The organism is Clostridium sp. AN503 (assembly GCF_040719375.1).
Taxonomy (GTDB): domain Bacteria; phylum Bacillota; class Clostridia; order Lachnospirales; family Lachnospiraceae; genus Brotaphodocola.
This window is the reverse complement of the sequence record NZ_JBFDTP010000002.1, coordinates 635,824-654,921: the sequence shown is the minus strand read 5'-3', so window position 1 is coordinate 654,921 and position 19,098 is coordinate 635,824. Positions and strand designations below refer to the sequence as shown.

At 53.8% G+C, this 19,098-nt stretch carries 18 protein-coding genes; 4 read left to right on the top strand and 14 right to left on the bottom strand.

What is annotated here, in order from left to right; translation table 11 throughout:
* Positions 1 to 9: 9 nt before the first annotated feature.
* The 5 genes from murB to AB1I67_RS10230 form a co-directional block, all read right to left on the bottom strand.
* On the bottom strand, positions 10 to 918 hold the full coding sequence (gene murB / locus AB1I67_RS10250) for a UDP-N-acetylmuramate dehydrogenase (RefSeq protein ID WP_367029770.1): 909 nt from the start codon (positions 916 to 918) through the stop codon (positions 10 to 12).
* 71 nt (positions 919 to 989) lie between these two features.
* Positions 990 to 1,919, bottom strand: a complete 930-nt coding sequence (hprK, locus tag AB1I67_RS10245; protein WP_367032601.1) for an HPr(Ser) kinase/phosphatase — start codon at positions 1,917 to 1,919, stop codon at positions 990 to 992.
* Positions 1,920 to 2,258: 339 nt separating this feature from the next.
* Positions 2,259 to 4,178, bottom strand: a complete 1,920-nt coding sequence (gene uvrC / locus AB1I67_RS10240; RefSeq protein ID WP_367029769.1) for an excinuclease ABC subunit UvrC — start codon at positions 4,176 to 4,178, stop codon at positions 2,259 to 2,261.
* Between the two features lie 10 nt (positions 4,179 to 4,188).
* On the bottom strand, positions 4,189 to 4,788 hold the full coding sequence (locus AB1I67_RS10235) for a DUF1653 domain-containing protein (protein ID WP_367029768.1): 600 nt from the start codon (positions 4,786 to 4,788) through the stop codon (positions 4,189 to 4,191).
* Between the two features lie 90 nt (positions 4,789 to 4,878).
* Positions 4,879 to 5,559: a Crp/Fnr family transcriptional regulator gene (locus AB1I67_RS10230; protein WP_367029767.1), complete on the bottom strand. Its 681-nt coding sequence runs from the start codon at positions 5,557 to 5,559 to the stop codon at positions 4,879 to 4,881.
* 180 nt (positions 5,560 to 5,739) lie between these two features.
* On the opposite strand from AB1I67_RS10230, the gene AB1I67_RS10225 reads away from it, so the two are divergent.
* Together AB1I67_RS10225 and AB1I67_RS10220 are read left to right on the top strand one after the other, a co-directional pair.
* Positions 5,740 to 6,699: an SLC13 family permease gene (locus AB1I67_RS10225; RefSeq protein WP_367029766.1), complete on the top strand. Its 960-nt coding sequence runs from the start codon at positions 5,740 to 5,742 to the stop codon at positions 6,697 to 6,699.
* Entirely contained in the window at positions 6,626 to 7,201 is a 576-nt protein-coding gene (locus tag AB1I67_RS10220; RefSeq protein ID WP_367032683.1) for a hypothetical protein, read from the top strand. The genes AB1I67_RS10225 and AB1I67_RS10220 overlap by 74 nt, the downstream gene beginning before the upstream one ends.
* A gap of 105 nt (positions 7,202 to 7,306) precedes the next feature.
* Here the strand turns inward: AB1I67_RS10220 and AB1I67_RS10215 are convergent, their stop codons facing one another.
* Positions 7,307 to 8,677, bottom strand: a complete 1,371-nt coding sequence (locus AB1I67_RS10215) for a putative glycoside hydrolase (RefSeq protein WP_367029765.1) — start codon at positions 8,675 to 8,677, stop codon at positions 7,307 to 7,309.
* Between the two features lie 256 nt (positions 8,678 to 8,933).
* Between AB1I67_RS10215 and AB1I67_RS10210 the strand changes: the two genes are divergently transcribed.
* Positions 8,934 to 10,412: a DUF1846 domain-containing protein gene (locus AB1I67_RS10210; protein ID WP_367029764.1), complete on the top strand. Its 1,479-nt coding sequence runs from the start codon at positions 8,934 to 8,936 to the stop codon at positions 10,410 to 10,412.
* Between the two features lie 166 nt (positions 10,413 to 10,578).
* Positions 10,579 to 11,286 (top strand): LysR family transcriptional regulator substrate-binding protein, encoded by a 708-nt coding sequence (locus AB1I67_RS10205; protein WP_367029763.1) that lies wholly within the window; start codon positions 10,579 to 10,581, stop codon positions 11,284 to 11,286.
* A gap of 75 nt (positions 11,287 to 11,361) precedes the next feature.
* Here the strand turns inward: AB1I67_RS10205 and AB1I67_RS10200 are convergent, their stop codons facing one another.
* From AB1I67_RS10200 to AB1I67_RS10165, 8 genes are all read right to left on the bottom strand, one after another.
* Entirely contained in the window at positions 11,362 to 11,841 is a 480-nt protein-coding gene (locus tag AB1I67_RS10200; RefSeq protein WP_367029762.1) for a YbaK/EbsC family protein, read from the bottom strand.
* Between the two features lie 48 nt (positions 11,842 to 11,889).
* Positions 11,890 to 12,825, bottom strand: coding sequence for a riboflavin biosynthesis protein RibF (gene ribF, locus AB1I67_RS10195; RefSeq protein WP_367029761.1), 936 nt, complete (start codon positions 12,823 to 12,825; stop codon positions 11,890 to 11,892).
* A gap of 2 nt (positions 12,826 to 12,827) precedes the next feature.
* Positions 12,828 to 13,832, bottom strand: a complete 1,005-nt coding sequence (truB, locus tag AB1I67_RS10190) for a tRNA pseudouridine(55) synthase TruB (protein ID WP_367032600.1) — start codon at positions 13,830 to 13,832, stop codon at positions 12,828 to 12,830.
* Entirely contained in the window at positions 13,832 to 14,794 is a 963-nt protein-coding gene (locus AB1I67_RS10185) for a bifunctional oligoribonuclease/PAP phosphatase NrnA (RefSeq protein ID WP_367029760.1), read from the bottom strand. Before AB1I67_RS10185 ends, truB begins: the two co-directional genes overlap by 1 nt.
* A 27-nt stretch (positions 14,795 to 14,821) precedes the next feature.
* Positions 14,822 to 15,187, bottom strand: a complete 366-nt coding sequence (gene rbfA, locus AB1I67_RS10180) for a 30S ribosome-binding factor RbfA (protein ID WP_367029759.1) — start codon at positions 15,185 to 15,187, stop codon at positions 14,822 to 14,824.
* Between the two features lie 70 nt (positions 15,188 to 15,257).
* Entirely contained in the window at positions 15,258 to 18,506 is a 3,249-nt protein-coding gene (gene infB / locus AB1I67_RS10175) for a translation initiation factor IF-2 (RefSeq protein ID WP_367029758.1), read from the bottom strand.
* The gene (locus AB1I67_RS10170) at positions 18,487 to 18,822 is read right to left on the bottom strand and encodes a ribosomal L7Ae/L30e/S12e/Gadd45 family protein (RefSeq protein ID WP_367029757.1); all 336 of its coding nucleotides are present in this window, start codon (positions 18,820 to 18,822) and stop codon (positions 18,487 to 18,489) included. The genes infB and AB1I67_RS10170 overlap by 20 nt, the downstream gene beginning before the upstream one ends.
* Positions 18,812 to 19,087, bottom strand: coding sequence for a YlxR family protein (locus AB1I67_RS10165; protein ID WP_367029756.1), 276 nt, complete (start codon positions 19,085 to 19,087; stop codon positions 18,812 to 18,814). The genes AB1I67_RS10170 and AB1I67_RS10165 overlap by 11 nt, the downstream gene beginning before the upstream one ends.
* Between the last annotated feature and the right edge of the window lie 11 nt (positions 19,088 to 19,098).

The window sequence follows — 19,098 nt, the reverse complement described above, 5'->3', positions numbered from 1 at the left end:
TGCCGGAGATCAAAACTCTCCCAGCAGCTTCACTTCCATCTCCAGGTTCACGCCGGACTGCGCCTTCACCCGCGCCTGTACCTCCCGGCACAGGTTTAAGATATCCGCCGCCGTCGCATCCCCTCTGTTTATGACAAATCCGCAGTGCTTCTCTGATACCTGGGCGCCGCCCACGGAAAATCCCCGCAGCCCTGCATCCTGGATCAGCTTCCCGGCAAAATACCCCTGTGGGCGTTTAAAGGTGCTGCCTGCACTTGGGAATTCCAGAGGCTGCTTGCTCCTGCGCTGGCCCGCCAGTTCTTCCATCCTGGCCCGGATGGCAGATTCATCCCCCGGCTCCAGCTTCATCTCTGCCTCCAGCACCACGTAACCGTTTCTCAAAATGCAGCTGGTCCGGTAACCAAGCTCCAGCTCTGAAAGCGGGAGCGTCCGCACCGTGCCATCCTCCGTCAAAACCGTTGCAGAAGTAAGGACGCAGCACATTTCCGATCCATAGGCGCCGGCATTCATCACTACGGCGCCGCCCACAGTCCCCGGGATCCCCGCTGCGAACTCCAGCCCGGTCAGAGCATGGTTCAGGGCCTGCCGCGCGGCTGCTGACAGAAGCGCGCCGGCTCCCGCCCGGAGGATGCTCCCCTCCACAACAATCTGGCTCCAGGATCTGCCAAGCGACACCATCACGCCGCGGTATCCTCTGTCTCCCACCAACAGATTGCTGCCGTTTCCAAGAATATAGAAAGGAATCCCTTCCTCTTTACAGAGCTGCAGGACTGATCTCAGCTCTTCTGCGGTCTCCGGCTCCACAAAGTAGTCTGCCGGTCCGCCTACCCGGAAGGTGGTGTGGCGGCTCATGGGTTCCTCTGCTTTCACGCGCTCCGGCGCAAGTATCTGGGTCAGCTTATTTCCTATATTTTCCATAAAATCCTCTTTGCTTCCTATTTCAATCACGTTTCATTCACTGCTGTCTGACAGCCATGTTCATCACTGCCTCAATCTGAATTCTTGCTGATATTGGCCTGGACGCGGTTGTACAGCTCCTGGGCCGCATTGTAGCCCATCTTCTTCTGACGGTAGTTGACCGATGCGGACTCTACGATGATAGCCAGGTTCCGTCCCGGACGGATCGGGATATTGTGGCATACCACCCGGTTGCCCAAAAACTCCGTATACTGATCCTCCAAACCAAGGCGGTCATACTCTTTGTCTTTATCCCAGTCCTCCAGTTTGATCACCATGTCAATGTTCTGGGTGTCTTTCACACTCTCAACACCGAACAGCGCCTTCACATCGATAATACCTATGCCGCGCAGCTCGATAAAATGTTTGGTGATATCCGGCGCGCTCCCCACCAGGGTCTCATCGCTGACCTTTCGGATCTCCACCACGTCATCGGTAACCAGGCGGTGCCCGCGCTTGATCAGCTCCAGAGCCGCCTCGCTCTTGCCGATCCCGCTCTCACCCATGATCAGGACGCCCTCGCCGAATACATCCACCAGCACTCCATGAATGCTGATACAGGGCGCGAGCTTCACCTTCAGCCAGCGGATCACTTCTGCCATCAGATCCGAAGTGCTCTTTTCCGACACCAGGCACGGAACCTGGTAATGGGCGCACAGATCCTGCATATCCTCATCCGGCATCTGCCCGCGGCTGTACAGCACACAGGGAATCTCGCTGGAGAGAAGCTTCTCATAAACCTCCACCTTGCGCTCCCTTTGCAGGGTCTTGATATACTCCTGCTCCACGTAGCCGATGATCTGCACCCGCTCCCGGTCAAAGTGGTCAAAGAATCCTGCCAGCTGAAGCGCCGGACGGTTCACATCCGGATGGGACAGCACAACCTTGTCCGTATCGATATCGGGAAGGATATTCTTTAAGTTCATTTTCTCAATTAATTCTGTAATCGTTACACCATACATGGCTTCCGCTCCTTTATATTCCGTTTTTTTCATACTATCATATCCTGCGTGGATTGTCATCCGGTTTATGCCTTGTGTTTCCGCATTTTGCGGCGGCGCCGGCTCAGAACCAGAACCGCACGGTTTTGCGACTTTGCAGGCCATTAGAAGCTGCTGGTATCCGGAATTTTCTGTTCTGTCAGGGTAAGGGGTTGTCTGAGCGTTAGCGAGTTGCCCCTTACCCTGGCAGGTTTTTAAGAAAATTTTGGATACCTGCAGCTTCTTATGGCCGAAACCGGAACAAAACCGTGCGGTTCTGGTTCTGAGCCGGCGCCGCCGCAAAATGCGGAAACGCAAAGTTTATGCCTGCTCCGTCATCATCGCTCCCTGCTCCTCCACGATCACCGCGTCCGCCTGGTGCTGCCCGTGGAAGAATCCCCAGACACTCTCCGCCGCACGCCGGTTCATCCCCGGCGCCTGGGAAAGCTCTTCTACGGTCGCCTCCTTCACCGCATCCAAAGACTTAAACTGCCGCATCAGCGCCTTCCTTCTGGTATCCCCAATCCCCGGGATATCATCCAGGATAGAGCGCACCTGGCTCTTGCTGCGCAGGCTCCGGTGATATTCGATCGCAAACCGGTGAGCCTCATCCTGGATCCGTGTGATCAGCCGGAACCCTTCTGAATGCCGGTCAATGGGGATCTCCACATTCTGGTAATACAGTCCTCTTGTACGGTGGTTGTCGTCTTTTACCATGCCGCAGACCGGGATGTCCAGGTTCAGTTCATGAAGCACTTCCAGGGCGATATTGACCTGTCCTCTTCCACCGTCCATCATGAGCAGATCCGGGAAACGGGTAAAGCTGCCGAATTTCTCATCCACACCCTTTTCCTTTATCTGGTCGATCTCCTCCAGGCCGTGGGTAAATCTTCTGGTCAGCACCTCCTTCATGGAAGCATAATCATTGGGTCCTATCACGGTCTTGATCCGGAATTTGCGGTAATCGCTGCGCTTGGGCTTGCCGTTTTCAAATACCACCATGGAGCCTACCGATTCGTAGCCGGAAATGTTGGAAATATCAAACGCCTCCATACGCCGCACGGAATCAAGTCCCAGCCATCCCGCCACCTGGTTCATGGCGCCGATGGTGCGCAGTTCTTCCCGCTTGATCCGCTCATTGTCCTGGGCCAGCACCAAAGCCGCATTCTTCTCCGCCAGTTCCACCAGCCGTTCCTTCTCGCCTTTTTTCGGCACCACGATCCGGACCTTCTGCCCCTTTCTTGCACTGAGCCACTGGCCGATGACCTCGCTGTCCTCCAGTTCTTCCTGCACCCACAACTCCTTGGGAAGGAACGGGGTGCCGGCATAAAACTGCTTTACAAAGCTGGTGAGGATCTGTCCGGTATTCTCCGCGGTGGCAATAGTCACCCGGAAATGATCCCTTCCGATCAGCTTGCCCTCCCGCACAAAAAACACCTGCACCACCGCGTCCCGGTCATCCTTCGCCAGGGCGATGATATCCCGGTCCTCCATACTGCTGCTGGTGATCTTCTGCTTCTGCGCCACCTTTTTCACACTGGTCAAAAGCTCCCGGTACTCGATGGCCTTCTCAAAATCCATAGCGTCTGAAGCGGCCTTCATCCGGTCCTCCAGAGTCCGCAGGAGATTATCATATCGTCCGTTTAAAAATTCCAGAGCCTGGTTCACATTCTCCGCGTAAGCCGCCTGATCGATATAGCCCTGGCAGGGAGCGTCGCACTGCTTGATATGATAGTTCAAGCAGGGACGGTCCTTCCCGATATCTTTGGGCAGGCTGCGGTTGCAGGTACGGATCTTGTACAACTTGTGGATCAGGTCTATCGTGTCTTTTACTGCCCCGGCGCTGGTATAGGGGCCAAAATATTTGCTCTTATCCTTCTTCATGGTCCTGGCGAACATGACCCTTGGAAACTCCTCTCCGACCGTCACCCTGATATAAGGATATGCCTTGTCATCCTTCAGCATGGTATTGTAGCGGGGCTGATGCTCCTTGATCAGGTTGCACTCCAGAACCAGCGCTTCCAGCTCCGAATCGGTGACAATATATTCAAACCGCGCGATCCGGGACACCATCTGCTCGATCTTTGCGGTCTTGTTCCTGCTGCTCTGGAAATATTGGCGCACCCGGTTCTTTAAGCTGATGGCCTTGCCCACATAGATGATCTCATCCTTTTCATCATGCATGATATAAACTCCCGGCTGGGCCGGGAGCTTCTTCAGTTCTTCCTCGATGTTAAACAATGCTGCCTCCTTACCGCAGACGGTTCCCGTCAAAATGATTCTGCATGGTCAAGAAACGCCGGATGGCCTCCACCTGCTCCTTCACCGTCCCTGACTCCGGCTTCATATCCAGCACCAGATAGATACTGTCAAGCTCCGTCTGGGTACCGCTCTGTTCCAGATATTTCAGGCACTCAAGGCGCAGCTCATAGCAGTCCACCTCAAGAAAACGCAGAAACGCCGGACTGGGATCACGATGGACCGCCGTGCCGGCCGCGCCACAGCTCCCGGCCGTTCCTCTAAAGCCGCTCCCTGCACCGTCCCCATCCTGAAGAACGGCGGCTTCCAGCCTGGCCTCTCCTGATTCGTTCCCCGCATTCTTTGGACTGTCCGCCGGCGGCAGCTCAACCCGCTCAAAACGGTACTTCTGCATCACCTCCGGATACTTTTCATGGTCTACTTCACTGACAAACATATCATAAGGACGCACATAGGTCTTATAATCCCCATAAAGCGCCTGATACACCACCATGGCTTCGCCCGTCTCCGAATGGGACGCCACAGTGATAATCTGGTACAATCTATTCTTAAAATGGCGGTAAAATTCGCCCGGATACACCGTTCTTTCCATCTTGACTGCCCTCACTTCTTTTCTTCTGCCTGTATATTGTTCTTTTCATATCATACATGGATTGTCATAGATTTTCAAGACCGGCTTTTATTAATGGAAGGTATCCGGCCTTGGAACCGCCATCGCCCGGAGCCGCTCTTCATCTTTGATCACCAGTTCTCCGTTCTCACGCCCTATTATCCCCAGTTCTCTCAGCCTGGAAGCAATACGGCTGGCTGTAACAGGATGCATGCCAAGGTAATTTGCCGCGTCAACGAAAGAAAAATCAACGGAAAACATATGATTTTTGTACTTTTTGACATGATAGTCCAACAGACACTGGCAGAACTGGGTTGTCTTATCGCTGGACAGCATACATTGAAGCTTGTCCACCAGCTCCAGATAATTTAAAGCGGTAGCGCCAAGCACACCCTGTGTAAAACCGTGAGACGAATTCATCAATTCGTCAAACTGCTTTTCATGCATCGCGTAATAAACACAGTCTGTTTTTGCAAGAATCCAGAACGGGGCAGGCGCAATGTTCTTTTCCCAATCATAAGGGAAATAATGAAGCAGGGCCTTCACAAATCCGATCAGCCGTTTTTCACAGAAATACAGATAGATATTCTCAACACCCTCTTCGTTGATGTGTGTCAGCGCTGCGATTCCCTGGTCTAAAAAATAGACAAGGCTGCTGTCGTCTACCGTGGGGTCTAAAAGATAATGATTCTTTTTTATTGTCTTTCGGATACCATAGCGAATAAAATCTTCCCTGATCTGATATGGTTCCATATGATTCCTCCCGGGCCGTATATTTTATCGAAATAAGCGTCTTTATATTATACCTCATTTATATGGCAACCACAATTAATTTAATTCCCATATCCGGCGTATTCTTAGCGCCTGCTATTTGAAGAGCCCATATCAGCATGTTAATATTGTAACAATAATAATCAATTAGGGGGAATAACCATGAAACAAAAGAGAAACATGTACCTGATTCACTGTCTGATCGGTATCTCGATCATGCTCCTGTTCCGGTGGCTGCCGTTTGACATGCCAAAGATCACCGATCTGGGAAAGCAGATACTTGGTATTTTTGTCGGAACACTGTATCTGTGGACTACAGTGGATCTGGTCTGGTCCAGTGTTATCTGCATTTTCATGATCGGCGCAACTGCTTATGCACCTATGCCTGCAGTGCTGAGCAGTGCCTTTGGCAATCCTACTGTTGTCCAGCTGTTCTTTCTGATGATCCTGATGAGCAGCCTTCAGACCAGACGGATCAGTCTTTATATCGGCCGCTTTTTTCTGACCAGAAAATTCATAATCGGCCGTCCGTGGGCCTTCACCGCGGTCCTGTTTGTGGGTTCCATGCTGATCGCCGCATTTGTCGGCTGCTACGCTCCGATCTTCCTGTTCTGGCCGATTCTCTATGATGTGTTTGAGGAAGTCGGAATGGAACGGCACGAGGCATATCCCACGATCATGATCATCCTGATCGTTGTAGCCTGCACCCTCGGCTTCCCGGTGCCTCCTTACATGAACAATGGCCTGGCCATGATCTCCAACTATGCCACGGTATCCCAAAACTTATTGGGAACGAGTGTGATCATCAACAATGCAGAATGGCTGGCGGTGGCTCTGATCTATGGGTTCTGCAGCTTGCGGCGCCGTCATCCTGTTCATCAAATACGTCCTGTGTCCAGATGTGAGCAAGCTAAAGAATCTGACGCTGGAGCAGTTAAACAAAAATCCTCTGCCGCCCATGAGCAAACAGCAGAAAGCCGTTTCGGCAATCTGTGCCGGCTTTCTCCTGAGTATGCTTTTGCCCAGCATCTTTCCGACGTTTCCAGGCATGGCATGGCTCCGCGCCAACGGCATAGGCATGTCGCTGCTGTTTTTTGTCATTATCTTTGCTGTAAAAATTGATGGGGAACCGATTGTTGTTCTGGAAGATAATATCAAAGTCTTTGCATGGGGCACCTATTTTCTTGTGACAACCGCGATTCTCTTAGGCGGTGTTCTCACAAATGAAAGTACCGGGGTAACCGCATTTTTAAATACGATCCTTTCTCCTGTTTTCACGAATATGAGTCCGTTCGTATTTGGAGTGGCGCTGCTGGTGATCGCCTGCTTCCTGACCAATATCTGTAACTCGCTGGTGGTCGGCATGATTCTGCAGCCTGTGATAGCCGCCTACTGCCTGCAGGCCGGGATCAACTCCGCTCCGCTTGTTTCCATCATGGGGATCTTTGTTCTGTCCTGCGCCATTGCAACTCCGGCGGCATCTCCGTTCGCTGCCCTGATGTTCAGTAACAAGCAGTGGCTGAAAACGAAACATATTTACCACTATTCTGTCATGTTCGCAGGACTGGAGCTGATCGTTGCGCTGCTGATCGGACTTCCGCTCGCCAATGCACTGATTCACTAGCCTTTTAACAGGCTCACCTGCCCAGAGCTATAGAGATTTTAACAAAATAAATGCTGACATCAAACGATGCCAGCATTTATTTTGCTCATCCATACTTAACCATACTTAAGCGGCACCTTCTGAAGTTACCTCCGCGGGAGCCGTGTCTGCCGCCGCCGGAGGCGCCGTCGTCTCAGGCGCATAGGTGGTCTCAGGCAGAGCCGCACGGGACTCCTCGATCCGCTTTGCCTCGGCCTCGGCCGCTTCCGGGGTCAAAAGGCCGTCCCAGTCGTAGGTACAGGCCGCATCCCACAAAAGCCACTCGTCGTAGCCGCAGTCATAGGTCGCCTGGATCTGCTGGCGCACCTGGGCTCCGCCGTAGGGGATGTGATTGGCCAGCCAGGTGGCCGTGAAGTCCTGAAGCCACGGGCGCACATCCGCGATATGCTCCTCACCCAGGCCTGCAAAATACAGTTCTTTTTTGGAATCCTGAAGCGCCGCTGTGATCGTCTCATAGGGATGGATATCCGGATGGTCTATCCCATAGTTGCCGTCCGCATAGTGGGACGGATAGATCATGGGGCTGATATAATCCAGATGCTTCGCCATCTCGCCGTAGATCTGCCCTACAGAATCCGCATTGACACTGCTGTTGATGATGGCGCCAAATACATCAGCCGAGACAAACAGACCTTCTGCTTTCAGCTTCTCATATGCATAAGACATGAATTCCAGGATAATATCCGTGCGGGAACGCCCCTGCACATCCGCCTCGTCAAAAACAGCTTCCTTCATGCCTTTTTCCGTGCAGAACCTTACATAGTCAAACTGCACTTCCTCAAACCCCAGCTTCTTTGCCTGGATCGCGATCTCAATCAGGTAATCCCATGCCTCCTGCTTGTATGGATTCACCCAGGCGTTGCCGTCCCGGTCCTTAAATACCGTACCGTCCGCCTTCTTGATGCACCAGTCGGGCCTCACGTCTCCCAGCCATGCATCGCGGAATGCCGGGATACGGGCAATCGCGTAGATCCCGTGCTCGTCCAGCTTCTGCATCAGACCTTCTATATCCCTGATATAAACCTTCGTGGAGCCAAGCTCCTGCACCAGAGGAGAATCCATCTCACAGGCCACGCGCCCGAAATCGTCCTTTAAGTCGATGACCAGAGCGTTCACCTCGGTCCGGTCGATCTCTTCAATGAGCTTGTCCACCATGCTGGAAGTTCCCGCCACATATGCGGAAATATAGATCCCCTTCACCTTCACGGGAATCCGTTCCGGCGCCGTATTGATGATGATCTCTTCTGTCTGTAATTCTGGTTCTGTTTCCTCTTCCCCGCTCTCCTTTGGCGCCTCCGTCACTGCCTGTCCACGTTCCACTACTACAGGCTCCGGTGTGGTAGCAAGATCCTTTACATCCTTGAGCTTGCCACACCCGGACAGCATACCGGCCAGAAGAAGGATGCTCAGGAAAAGCCATACATATCTTCTTTTCATAATTTTCCTGTCCTTTTATCCTTTGTTTCTGCTTGTTTCGTAGTTACCTATAAACTTTAGTATACCACATATTCCCAAATTTAGCAAAATTTTAGGTCCCCATCCCCCACTTTTGAGTAAAAAAAGCTGTTTTTTTGACATTTTCGTTCTCGTGCGTCATTTTCTCTGCGCCATTTTCCTCAAATTTTGTCAAATCCTGGTGCAATTTAACTGTTCCTGTGATACAATCATTAACAGGGAAAGGGGTATCACAATCATGAAAATTGGATTCGACAATCAAAAATATCTGTCTATGCAGTCCGAACACATCCGCGAGAGGATCAGCCAGTTCGGAGATAAATTATATCTGGAGTTCGGCGGGAAGCTGTTTGACGACTTCCACGCATCCAGGGTCCTTCCGGGATTCGCACCGGACAGCAAGTTAAAGATGCTTCTCCAGCTTGCCGACCAGGCGGAGATCGTCATCGTCATCAATGCCTCAGACATCGAGAAGAACAAGATCCGCCACGACCTTGGCATCACCTATGATGTGGATGTGCTGCGGCTGATCCAGGAATTCCGGGACAAGGGGCTTTACGTGGGAAGCGTGGTCATCACCCGCTATACCGGACAGCCCTCCGCCGATCTGTTCAAGAGCAAGCTGGAAAACCTGGGGATCAGGGTCTACCGCCACTACCCGATCGAGGGGTATCCGAATAACATTTCCCATATCGTCAGCGATGAGGGCTACGGCAAGAACGATTATATTGAGACCACCCGTCCACTGGTGATCATCACTGCGCCGGGGCCGGGCAGCGGCAAGATGGCCACCTGTCTCTCCCAGCTCTATCATGAGAACAAGCGGGGGATCAAGGCCGGCTACGCCAAGTTCGAGACCTTCCCCATCTGGAACATTCCGCTGAAGCACCCGGTGAACCTGGCATACGAGGCCGCCACTGCGGATTTAAACGATGTGAATATGATCGACCCGTTCCATTTAGAAGCCTACGGAGTCACCACCGTCAACTACAACCGTGACGTGGAGATCTATCCGGTGCTTGCAGCCATGTTTGAGGGCATTTACGGCTACTGCCCGTATAAGTCGCCCACCGACATGGGCGTGAATATGGCCGGCAACTGCATCATCGATGACGAGGCCTGCAAAGAGGCGTCCCGCCAGGAGATCATCCGCCGGTATTACCAGGCCTTAAACCGCCTGGCTATGGACGAAGGTAACAGCGATGAGGTCTACAAGATCGAGCTTCTGATGAAGCAGGCAAAGATCGCCGCCGATATGCGCACAGTCGTCCCTGCCGCCAACAGCCTGGCAGAGAAGAACAACTCTCCGGCGGCGGCTTTGGAGCTTCCTGACGGCCGCATTGTCACCGGCAAGACCACCGCGCTCCTGGGTGCTTCCGCCGCTGTCCTGCTAAATGCCGTAAAGGAATTAGGCGGGATCGCCGACGATGTACACCTGATCTCCCCCACCTTCATTGAACCGATCCAGGGGCTGAAAACAGGCTACTTGGGCAGCAAGAACCCGCGGCTGCACACCGACGAGGTGCTGATCGCCCTCTCCATGTGCGCTGCCACCGATCCCAACGCCAGGCTTGCCTTAGAGCAGCTCCCGAGGCTGCGCGGATGCCAGGTGCATACCTCGGTGATGCTGTCTACCGTGGATATTAAGATGTTTAAAAAGCTGGGATTGGAGCTGACTTCGGAACCGATCTATGAGAGTAAGAAGCTGTATCACTAATATATCGCTGCATATAGAAAAGTCCTCCAGGCAAAACCCGGAGGACTTTTCTATTTTGATCTTTTGTCAATCAATCAAACCGATTTCTTTATAATATTTTTCTGCACCTGGATGCAGCCTGGCTCCTGCCATAGCCTCCTTCTGATTGTCCTATGTTGAATCTGCAATGCAGATACTAAATATCCAGAAACAGACCCAAAAGACGCTTGCAGAGATTGCCGGAAGCCAGAAGGGCCGGATCAATCTTGGGATCACCCACGGCTGCGCAGAGATGTTCTGTCACGTGTTTCCCCTGTTCCATGAGCGGTATCCACAGTTTACCATCAATCTTGTAGAAGGGAGCGTACATACGCTTGAGTCCTCTCTGCTCTCGGGAAAGACCGATATTGCAGTCATTGGACACGCTGTCATCAGCCCACCTGAGCTTGAACATATCCCCATCCATCCCTGTGAAGTCGTATTGATGCTCCCTCCGGACCATCCTCTGGCATTCGGGGACCAGAACTGCCGCACGCCGCATGGGGTTTTGGATCTAAGGCTGCTTAAGGACTCCCCCTTCGTCCTCATGGAAAAGAACACCGGCATCCGTACCATTGCGGACCAGCATTTTAACGCAGCAGGTTTTACTCCCATTACGCTTGTGGAATTTTCCCAACGGCAGATGGCATATCATATGGTCCAGGCAGGGGTAGCTCCCTCAATCCTGATGAGCAACTGTATGCCGAAAGAAAATGACGGCGTTACCTGCTACTCTCTTACTCCCAAAGAGATCTGGACCCAGAGCCTTGCATTCCGCAGGGGTACCGTATTTGGAGAAGCCGAGAAATGTTTTATTGAAATGATAAGAGATTACTATAATTCCATTGAACTTTAGAAACGTGTGCCGTCGGGTGCACAACAAAAACAGCCGGTCAGACGCCAACGCATCTGACCGGCCACAAAAACCACCTTACCCAATTCCTTCTATCATCTTACTCACATCCACCCATCCCTTCGCCTTAGAAGCCTTCTCAAGCTCCTTAAGCGTCAGCTCCACCGCACTGCTGGCGCTTCCTGCGGCCGGGTAGACTACCTCAAAGCGCTTCAGGGATTCATCCAGATACACATCCACCGTGTCCTTCACATCAAACGGGCAGACACCGCCGATGGGATGTCCGATCAGCTCCTGAAGCTGGTCCGGTTTCAGCATCACTGCCTTTGTATGGAATTGTTCCTTGTACTTGTGGTTATCGATCTTCACATCCCCAGCCAGCAGGATCAGCACAGCTTTGCCGTCCACCAAAAACGACATGGTCTTTGCGATCCTCGCAGGTTCACAGCCGACCGCCTGGGCCGCCAGCTCCACCGTTGCGCTGGAAACCTCAAATTCTTTTACTTTGTCCTGCAGATCCCACTGCTCCAGATACTTTTTTACCTGAGCCACCGACATATTCCGCACCTCCCGTTTTCTGCGCTGCATTTTCATATAATAAGTCCATCAAAATGTATGCGTCCGTAAATATTCTGCCGCATACTCCTTATCCTTTTCAATCCTTGCCTTCAGCTCCTCAAGCGTCCCAAACCGCTGCTCCGGACGCTCAAAGTTCAGAAGCTGCACCTCTATATTTTTCCCATACAGATCTTCATCCAGACCCATGATAAAGGTCTCCACTCCAACCGGGTTTTCGCCCTGGATCGTGGGCTTGCGTCCTATATTGCTGACCCCGCCATACCATTTTCCATCTACCAGCACCCGGGATACATAAACCCCGAAACAGGGCAGATGCTTCTCCGGCGGAGGCAGGATATTGGCGGTGGGGAATCCCAAGAGCGTGCCGCCGATATGGTTTCCATGGACTACGGTACCATGGATCGTATACGGTTCGCCCAGCAGGGCATTGGCTTTCTCAATGTTCCCGCGGTCCAGCTCTTCCCGGACATAGGTGCTGCTGATGTCCCTCTGCTCATCCTTTTCCTTTTCAATGATAATGGCTTCAAAGCCGTATTTTGCGGACAGCTCCTGCAAAAGTACCGCATTTCCTGCGCCCTTGTAGCCAAAGCTGCAGTCCGGTCCGGCGATCACAGCTCTTGCGCTCATCTGCCTCACCAGCACCTCAGCTACAAAATCCTCCGGCGTCATATGGGCGACCTCCTGGTTGAACGGGTATTCCACCAGATAATCCATCCCCATTTTCGCCATGTTGCTGCGGCGCTCCTGGTTGGTGGTGATCACGGTCTGCCGACGCCCCGACACAATGCCGGACGGAGCCATGGCAAAGGTAAACACCGCTGTCTTGAGACCTTTCTGCTCCTTCTGCCGCAAAAGCTCCCGCAGCAGCTTTTGATGTCCTTTATGGCGCCCGTCAAACTTGCCGATGGTCACTACTGTCGGCTCTTGAATCTGAAAATCTCTGGTTCCTGTGATTATCTCCATCCTCAGCTGCCTCCCAGAAATACTTTCTGCGGCTGATACCGCTTCTTCTCCTCATGGTAACCATATATCCCGATAAACTGACCGGCGCTGTCATACACCCTCGCCTGAGGAAGCCTGTGCCTGGCGGCGATTTCCACGGCGATGTCTGCCGCACCAGGTCCTGAGCCCGGACCTGCATCTGACCGCGCAGAACCGGCTTCCGTCTTCTCGGTCTCTTCGTCATAGCCACTTAATGCCGCCAGCTCCGGCACAAACGGATTTCCATTATGTACCAGCTTGTCCCCGTCGCCGGGCATCATGGTAAGCTTTGGCAGATCCAGGAAAACCGCGTCAACCGGCATCACATGCCGCTCTACCTCGCCTTTGTCCCGAAGCGCTTCAATCTCAGAAAGCGTCAGGCTGTCCTCCAGTACAAACCGGTCCACCCTGGTCCGCAGCAGGCTCTCCATACATCCTCCGCAGCCCAGCTTCCTGCCGATGTCATAACAGAGGGTGCGGATATAGGTGCCTTTGGTGCAGGTGACGCTCATGGTCACTCGGGGCAGGTCCACGCGCTCCACACAGATATCCAGTATCTCCACCTGCCTCGCCTGGCGCTCCACCTCTTTCCCTGCACGGGCAAGCTCGTAAAGCTTTTTTCCATTGACCTTGAGCGCGGAATACATGGGAGGCACCTGCATATAGACGCCCAAAAAGCTCATCACAGCCTCTCTCACCTGCTCTTCTGTCACAGAGACAGGATACTCGGCTGTCACAATTCCTGTGGTGTCCTGGGTATCCGTTTCCTGCCCCAGCAGAAGCACCGCCCGGTAGGTCTTGGTCCGGTCTGTCAGCATGTCGCACAGCTTGGTGCCGCGCCCCAGGCAGACCGGGAGCACGCCCTCCGCCGCCGGGTCTAAGGTCCCTGTATGGCCTATCTTTTTCATTCGCAAAATACCTCTCATTTTCGCGACAACGTCATGAGAGGTATAGCCTTTTTCTTTATATACGTTAATGATGCCGTCCATCATGCCTCATATTCCTTCATCTGCTTCTCAATGTGTCCGGACAGGTTGTTGATGACGTCATGCACGCTTCCGCTCATGGTACATCCAGCCGCGCGGATATGTCCGCCGCCGCCAAAATACGCAGCAACCTTGCTCACGTCCACAATGTTGTTGGACCGCATGCTGACCTTGTACACATGGTTTTCCGTCTCATGCAGGAAGATTGCCACCTCCACGCCTTCGGTGATCCTAAGCTGATCCACGATCCCATCCAGGTCAGAGCTTTCCACACCGTAAAAGTCCATATCCTTCCGGCGCACAACGCTGAAAATGCATTTCCCGCTCTGGAAAGTCACGCTCTCCAACAGCGCACGCCCCAGGATCTGGTTCTGTACATAGGTTTTTCTGTAAAAACTGTCATCAATGATCCGGGAAAAGTTTATCCCTTTTTCCATCATGGCGCCAGCCATCTCCATGGTCTTTGCCGTGGTATTGCTGTTTTTGAACACATTGGTATCATGGATGATACCCGTATAGATACACTCCGCCGTCGCCCGGCTGATCTTCTCCAGATCCAGGAAACCACAGAGCACCTCGCAGGTAGAGCTGACTCCCGCCAGCACAAAATTCTCCTGTGCATAGCCTGCATTGGTGATGTGATGGTCCAGGCAGATACTCTTTGCAGCCGTATCCAGATACACCGCAAAATCTCCCAGACGCCCCTTATCGCCGCTGTCCAGACAGATACACAGATCATATGTCCTGCCGGAAACCGCATCCTGGCTGATCTCGTCAAAGCCGTTCAGATAGCTGAATTTTACCGGGGGCTTCTCCAGATAGACATTAACTGTCTTCTCCGGATACTGCTCCCTCACATAGTTACAGACAGCAAGGCAGGAACCTACGCAGTCTCCATCCGGGCGCACATGCCCTAAAATTACGATCGTCGCCGCTTCCTGTATCATCTCCGTCAATCTGCTCATCTGCACTCACCTCTTTTTCTAAAACGATCAATCCTTTAAATCCCTGGTAACGTCATCGATCAGTTTGGACATGTTCACACCATACTCGATGGACTGGTCCAGAACAAATGTGATCTCCGGTGTATTTCTCAGATTGATCCGATGGGCCAGCTCGCGGCGGATATAGCCCACCGCGCTCTTTAATCCCACAATTGCATCTTTTGCCTGCTCCGCATCACCCAGGATGCTCACATAGGCCTTGCAGTACTTGAGGTCCGGCGTCACTTCCACCGCCACAACCGTGGTCATGGCTCCTGACACCCGCGGGTCCTTGATCTCCGTACGGATGATCTCGCTTAACTCCCGCTGTACCTCCATGTTGATCCTTGTATTCTTAATGCTGTTTTTGCGCATATTTTATTTCCTTCCTGATCGTTCTGCCAGCCGCACGGAATGCGGCTGCAGCTTAGGGGAAGCTTCCGGCCTAGCGCGGCACCTCGACCATGATATATGCCTCTACCATGTCGTCCTCCTGAAGATCATTGAACTTCTCAAAGACAAGTCCGCACTCGTACCCGGTTGCCACTTCCTTCACATCATCTTTAAAACGCTTGAGAGATGCAAGGGCGCCCTCGAATATCTGGTCGCCGCCGCGGGTAATGCGGCAGGAACAGCCTCTCTGGAACTTACCGTCCATCACGTAGGAACCGGCAATAGTACCTACGCCAGAAGCCTTGAAGGTCTGGCGCACGACCGCGTGGCCGATCACCTGCTCCTCAAATACCGGATCAAGCATGCCCTTCATGGCCGCTTCCACATCCTCAATGGCCTGGTAGATCACGCGGTACAGGCGAAGATCAACCTTCTCCCGCTCTGCGATGGACTTGGCAGTCACATCCGGGCGCACGTTGAAGCCGATGATGATCGCGTTGGACGCGGATGCCAGGGATACATCGGACTCGTTGATCGCGCCGACGCCGCCATGGATCACCTTGACCACGACCTCCTCGTTGGACAGCTTCACAAGACTCTGCTTCACTGCCTCCACAGAACCCTGCACGTTTGCCTTCACGATGATCGGCAGCTCCTTAACGTTGCCTGCCTTTATCTGGGTGAACAGATCATCCAGGGACAGCTTCGCCTTGGTATCCTCAAGCAGCTTGTTCTTGCTCTCTGCAATGAACGTCTCTGCGTAGCTTCTTGCTTCTTTCTCATTCTCTGTTGCCATCAGGACATCGCCTGCGCCCGGAACGTCATTGAGTCCCAGGATCTCAACCGGCATGGACGGACCTGCCTCTTTTACTCTGCGGCCCTTATCGTCCATCATGGCGCGTACTTTACCGTAGCACGGACCTGCGGTCACATTGTCGCCTACGCGCAGGGTGCCCTTCTGTACCAGGATCGTAGCCACCGGTCCTTTTCCTTTGTCCAGCTCAGCCTCGATGACAAGGCCTCTTGCCCGGCGGTTCGGGTTGGCCTTAAGCTCCCTTACCTCCGCTGCCAAAAGGATCATCTCCAGAAGCTCCGGGATGCCCTCCTTAGAATGTGCGGATACCGGCACGAAAATGGTGCTTCCGCCCCAGTCCTCCGGAACCAGCTCATACTCGGCAAGCTCCTGTTTTACCCTGTCAATGTTGGCGCTCGGCTTATCGATCTTGTTGATCGCTACAATGATCTCTACTTCCGCGGCCTTCGCATGGTTGATCGCCTCAACGGTCTGCGGCATCACGCCGTCGTCCGCAGCAACCACCAGGATCGCAATATCCGTAGACTGGGCGCCGCGCATACGCATGGCGGTGAATGCCTCATGTCCCGGAGTGTCAAGGAATGTGATCAGCTGGTTCTTCACCTCTACGGTATATGCACCGATATGCTGGGTGATGCCGCCTGCCTCCCTGGAGGTCACATTGGTCTCACGGATCGCATCCAGAAGGGAAGTTTTACCATGGTCAACGTGTCCCATGACGCAGACTACCGGCGGTCTGGAAACCATATCGCCCTCATTCTCATCATCTTCCTTCAGAAGCTCAGCGATCACGTCGACCTTTACTTCCTTCTCGCAGAGTACATCGTACTCCATGGCGATCTCTTCTGCCTTCTCATAATCGATCTCTGAGTTCAGGGTCACGATCTGTCCCTGTAAAAACAGTTTCTTCACGATCGCGGACGGCTGGAGCTTCATCTTCTCAGCCAGTTCCTTGATGGTCAGCACCTCGGGAAGAGTGATTACTTTTACAACTTCCTCCACCTTCTCCTCCGCAGTCTTCTGCGGCATGATGAACGGATGCTTGGATATCTTTGTATTTCTGCTTCTTGGGCCGTCCTCCACCCTCTTATTCTTATCGTACTTATCGTTCTTATACGCGCCTTTTACCTGGCGGTTACTGCTCGGTTTGGTCTGAATCGGGGTATCGAAGCTTCTCGGCGCTCCATCTCTCTGACCCGGTCTGCCTGCGCCGGTGCGGTTTCCACCGAAACCACCCTGGCCCTGCGGACGTCCGTCGCGGTTGCCCTGATAGCCGCCCTGGCCCTGCGGACGGTTGCCCTGATAACCGCCCTGGCCCTGCGGACGATTGCCCTGATAGCCGCCCTGGCCCTGCGGTCTGTTACCCTGGTAGCCGCCCTGGCCCTGCGGACGGTTGCCCTGATAGCCGCCCTGGCCCTGCGGTCTGTTGCCCTGGTAGCCCCCCTGGCCCTGCGGACGGTTGCCCTGGTAGCCGCCCTGGCCCTGCGGACGGTTGCCCTGGTAGCCGCCCTGACCCTGCGGACGGTTGCCCTGATAGCCACCCTGGCCCTGCGGTCTGTTGCCCTGGTAGCCGCCCTGGCCCTGCGGTCTGTTACCCTGGTAGCCGCCCTGACCCTGCGGTCTGTCGCCCTGATAACCGCCCTGGCCCTGCGGTCTTCCATCGCGGTTGCCCTGATAGCCCTGGCCCTGTGGTCTTCCGTCGCGGTTACCCTGATAGCCGCCCTGGCCCTGCGGTCTTCCGTCACGGTTGCCCTGATAACCCTGGCCCTGCGGTCTTGCCTCACGGTTGCCCTGGTAGCCGCCCTGGCCCTGTGGTCTTGCCTCACGGTTGCCCTGGTAGCCGCCCTGGCCCTGCGGTCTTGCCTCACGGTTGCCCTGATAGCCTCCCTGGCCCTGCGGTCTTGCCTCGCGGTTTGCCGGTGCACTGCCGGTATTTTGTCCGCTCTGGCTGGTCTGGCCCTGCGGACGGCTGGCCTCAGCTCCTGCCGGAGCGCTGCCCTGTGCCTGCTGAGGTGCACGCGCCGCTGTTCCCGGGGTCTCCTGAGCCTGGACCTGACCCTGCGGGCGTCCTGCGCCCTGCGGCCTTGCAGCCGGATTCTGGGGACGCTGAGGCGGCCTCTGCTGGGAATTCTGCGGACGGTATACCGCCGCGATCTTCTTCTTTGGAGCTTCTCCCTCTGCTGCGCCCGCCGGCTTCTGTGCGGAACCTCCCTGGCCTGCTGCCTGTGCCGCCGGAGCCTGCGCTGCCGGCTTCTGTGCCGGCGCCGTATGGCCTGCCGCCGGAGCTGCGTGATTCGCCGCCGGAGCAGTGCGGCCCGCGGAACCTGCACCCTGTCCGCCCATGGCGCGCTTTACTATATTGATCTGCTCATCATTTACACTTGAGGAATGCGTCTTTACATCCTGATTTTTCTTTTGCAATATGTCCAATACCTCTTTACTTGTCTTTCCTAACTCTTTCGCCAGTTCATTTACTCTCATACTCACTACCTCCGATTATATTCATTTGTTTCACGATTGCCTTTGCAAGCCCTTCATCCACGACGGCCAGAGATGCCCGCATCTCTTTTCCCATGGCATGGCCAAGCTCATCCTTACTGCCAAAGTAACAGATTGGAACCTTATAGTAAGTACACATATTGGTAAACATCTTCTTCGTATTGCCCGACGCTTCCTCCGACACGATGACTAAGTGGGCCATGCCGCCCTTCACCGCTTTCTCCGTGGAAAACTCACCGCTCGCCGTCTTCCCCGCCTTCGTCGCAAGACCGATCAGGTTAAGGATCCTCTGCCTATTGTCCAAGCTGTTCCATCTCCTTTTCCAGCGCTTCGTACACTTCCTTCGGAATGGCCATCTTAAACGAGCGTTCCAGCCCCTTCGTCCTGATCGCCTTCTTTAAACACTCCATGGACAGACACAGATATGCTCCGCGTCCATTCTTTCTCCCGGTCGCGTCCAGGACAAATTCCCCTTCCGGAGTTTTTAAAATACGAATCATCTCTTTTTTGTTTTTCATCTCTCCGCAGCCGATACACTGTCTCTGCGGAAACTTCTTTGTACTCACCAATCGTTCACTTC